At 35.6% G+C, this 3,212-nt stretch carries 6 protein-coding genes; 4 read left to right on the top strand and 2 right to left on the bottom strand.

Features of this window, described 5'->3' with window-relative positions:
• Positions 1 to 297: AAA family ATPase (locus ACILQF_RS11995; protein WP_395627641.1), on the bottom strand; the 297-nt coding region annotated here is incomplete at its 3' end.
• A 388-nt stretch (positions 298 to 685) separates the two neighbouring features.
• Between ACILQF_RS11995 and rpsF the strand changes: the two genes are divergently transcribed.
• The 4 genes from rpsF (at position 686) to mtgA (ending at position 2,579) form a co-directional block, all read left to right on the top strand.
• Entirely contained in the window at positions 686 to 1,054 is a 369-nt protein-coding gene (gene rpsF, locus ACILQF_RS11990; protein WP_395627640.1) for a 30S ribosomal protein S6, read from the top strand.
• Positions 1,054 to 1,317, top strand: a complete 264-nt coding sequence (gene rpsR, locus ACILQF_RS11985) for a 30S ribosomal protein S18 (RefSeq protein ID WP_090704388.1) — start codon at positions 1,054 to 1,056, stop codon at positions 1,315 to 1,317. Before rpsF ends, rpsR begins: the two co-directional genes overlap by 1 nt.
• Before the next feature lie 16 nt (positions 1,318 to 1,333).
• A complete protein-coding gene (gene rplI / locus ACILQF_RS11980) occupies positions 1,334 to 1,777 on the top strand; it encodes a 50S ribosomal protein L9 (RefSeq protein WP_395627639.1) in 444 nt (147 codons plus the stop codon).
• Positions 1,778 to 1,889: 112 nt separating this feature from the next.
• The gene (gene mtgA / locus ACILQF_RS11975) at positions 1,890 to 2,579 is read left to right on the top strand and encodes a monofunctional biosynthetic peptidoglycan transglycosylase (protein WP_395627638.1); all 690 of its coding nucleotides are present in this window, start codon (positions 1,890 to 1,892) and stop codon (positions 2,577 to 2,579) included.
• A 10-nt stretch (positions 2,580 to 2,589) separates the two neighbouring features.
• Here the strand turns inward: mtgA and ACILQF_RS11970 are convergent, their stop codons facing one another.
• Complete coding sequence (locus tag ACILQF_RS11970; RefSeq protein ID WP_395627637.1) at positions 2,590 to 3,063, bottom strand: ABC transporter ATPase; 474 nt, start codon at positions 3,061 to 3,063, stop codon at positions 2,590 to 2,592.
• Positions 3,064 to 3,212: the final 149 nt, after the last annotated feature.

Raw genomic sequence — 3,212 nt, 5'->3', positions numbered from 1 at the left:
AGAAGCAGCATCTAGCTCATGAATACTAAAAGAGTTGCCATTTTGGAACGAAATACAAGAGTGGCAGGTTCCGCAGGCTTCGGCTTCGGGACTTATATTCTCACAGTTTATTGTTTTGGCGAGGATTCTTGCACAGGTAGTTTTACCCACGCCTCGCGGTCCGCAGAAAAGAAATGCCTGAGCTAACTGATTGTTTTTAATGGCATTTTTCAAGGTGCCAGTTATATGTAGTTGACCCACAACGGTTTGGAACGTTGCTGGTCTGTACTTTCTTGCTGAAACTATAAAATTATCCATTGCTGCTAAATTAGAAAGAGGAATGGGTTAAACCAAACTTAGAGGATTTTTTTTATAGACATTTTTGCAAAAAAATTAATTATCGCATTTCAAGCGAAAAAAATTAGCATTTATGATGTGATTTAGAACGATTTATTTAGAGTAATTTTTTTGAAATATAGAAAGGTGACCTACTAAATTTTTTAGATATGTACCTTTAAATTCTTTAATCAATCAAATAGACCTTATTGGAGAGAAAATAAAAGGGTAAAAAACAATTTAGACATTCTACAATACGAAAATTCCAAAAACCCCTTGATAAATAGAAAATTATATCTATTTTTGCGTCCCGCTTTAAGGCCTGTTTAAGGTAAAGCGAATAAATAAATTAAAAAAACAAAAAGCAACAATGCAACAGTACGAAACAGTGATCATTCTGACCCCGTTGTTATCCGAAGAAGCTGTGAAAGAGGTATTCGCCAAATTCAACAAGCTTATGACTGATAACGGAGCCGAAATTGTCCATGAAGACAATTGGGGTTTGAAAAAACTAGCGTATCCGATTCAAAAGAAGACAACAGGATACTATCACCTAACTACATTCAAAGCTCCGGGTGAGTTTATTAACAAACTTGAAGTTGAATACAGACGTGATGAACGTGTTATGCGTTTTCTGACTGTATCATTGGATAAGCATGCACTTGCATTCAGCGAGAAGAAGCGTAGCGGAGCCTTCAACAAGAACAAGGAAACTAAAGCTGAGGAGGTAGCAAAATAATGGCAAAAGACCAAATTCAATACGTAACCGCTCCGAAAGTTGACGAGAGCCGTAAGAAGTATTGCCGATTCAAAAAGAACGGTATTAAATACATCGATTATAAAGACGCTAACTTTTTATTAAAGTTTATTAACGATCAAGGTAAAGTTTTACCACGTCGTTTAACAGGAACTTCATTAAAATTTCAGCGTAAAGTAGCACAGGCTGTAAAGCGTGCTCGCCATATTGGTTTATTACCTTATGTTACTGATTCATTAAAATAAGAGGGAGATAAGCGAAATGGAACTAATTTTAAAACAAGACATCAAGAATCTCGGAGAGAAAGATGATGTAGTAAATGTAAAACCAGGTTTTGGACGTAACTACCTTATTCCAAAGGGTTATGCTTCACTGGCTACTGAATCTGCAAAGAAAGTTTTAGCTGAAAATTTAAAGCAAGCAGCTTTCAAGCAAGATAAAATCAAGAAGGATGCGGATGCAATTGCAGCCAGATTAGAAGGTGTTAAGCTTTCAATCGGTGCCAAAGCTGGTGAAACTGGAAAGATTTTTGGATCAGTAAATACTATTCAAATTGCGGATGCATTGAAGAAAGAAGGCTTTGACGTTGATCGTCGCCGTATTACTTTTGATGTAGAGCCTAAATTTGTTGGTGAATACACTGCAAATCTTAATCTACACAAGGAAGTAAAGGTTAAAGTTACTTTCGAAGTAGTAGCAGAATAATTTCCATTCTCCGATTAATTTCGGTGTATTATCTGGAAATAAGTTATAATTTTAAGTGCCTTCTAAAATTTGTAGAAGGCACTTTTTTTATTTTAAAGTTTCTTTAAATCTAATGTCAATATTTTTGAAAAAGTTTTGGAATATCATCCGTAAAGTGGCAATATGGTTTTTTGCCATCACCTTTATTTGGGTGTTATTGCTCCGCTTTGTTAACCCTCCAATTACTTATCTGATGATCCAGCGAGGTTTTGAACGTCAAGCTGAAGGCAAGGAATGGAAGATTGAAAAAAAATGGCTTGATATAGAGAATCTCTCAAATAACCTTAAAAGAGCTGCACTTGCTGGCGAAGATGCTAATTTTTTAAATCATTGGGGCTTTGATTTCAAAGCAATGGGGAAGGCCTTTGAAAAAAATCAAAAGGGCAAAAAAATTCGAGGTGGTAGTACAATTAGTCAGCAGACTGCCAAGAACGTCTTTTTATGGCCCGGCAGATCCTACATTCGTAAGGCCTTTGAAGCTTATTTTACCATTCTTATTGAATTATTGTGGGGCAAAGAACGTATTCTTGAGGTTTATTTAAACGTGATAGAAATGGGCGATGGTATTTATGGTGCGGAGGCCGCTACTCAGAAGTATTTCGGGAAATCAGCACATAGCATGAGTAAATCACAAGCGGCATTAATTATTGCAGTTTTACCAAATCCGCTTCGTTGGAACCCCTCCAGACCAACACGTTTCGTATATTATAAACAGAGACTCATACTACAAAACATGAAAAATCTTGAGAAGCTTCCTTTTTAAAATTCGGCTATTAAACACTGAAAACTCGTGCATGCCAGCTATTTTTAAAAGGAATTTGCCAGCTGGTTTTTAATTCCTTCCTTGTTTGAATGAGATTGTTAAATACGATTGTATTTTCATTAACATGCTGATTCTTAATCATTTCTTCAAATTCTTCCTTGCCACAGCAAATGAGTTCATCATGTAATTTAAATGCTATTTGAAACCTATCGAATAGATTTATATTGAATTTCTGTTCGATATCTTTCATCAATGCTACGGATTTATCGATGCTGCAACCAGTTGCTCCAGCTATTTGCTCATCAACAGAGAGGATAATAAATTTATGGTAAATTACTTCACCTAAGGCAGCCAAATTGTGTCCATGTGCTTGCCAATTAGAAGTAAATTCTTCAAGTACTTGAAGAATTGCTGCCTCCTCTTCCTGTTTAAGGATTCGGTCGGATTGGTAGATCCAGATTCTTGAATTTTCAGAAATGTGCATGCTCAAAAATACGGTAATTTGAAGGATTATTGCTTTGTGTTTTTATTTTCACAACATTATTTGGCGAAATAATCGGCAGCTTCTTAAGCCTAAAATAGTGATGTTTATTGTTTGTTTAGATGTTCTGCATCAATTTTTAAATACCCCAA

Source organism: Daejeonella sp. (genome assembly GCF_044232565.1).
In the GTDB taxonomy this organism is placed as follows: Bacteria; Bacteroidota; Bacteroidia; order Sphingobacteriales; family Sphingobacteriaceae; genus Daejeonella.
This window is presented reverse-complemented; position numbering and strand designations above follow the sequence as displayed.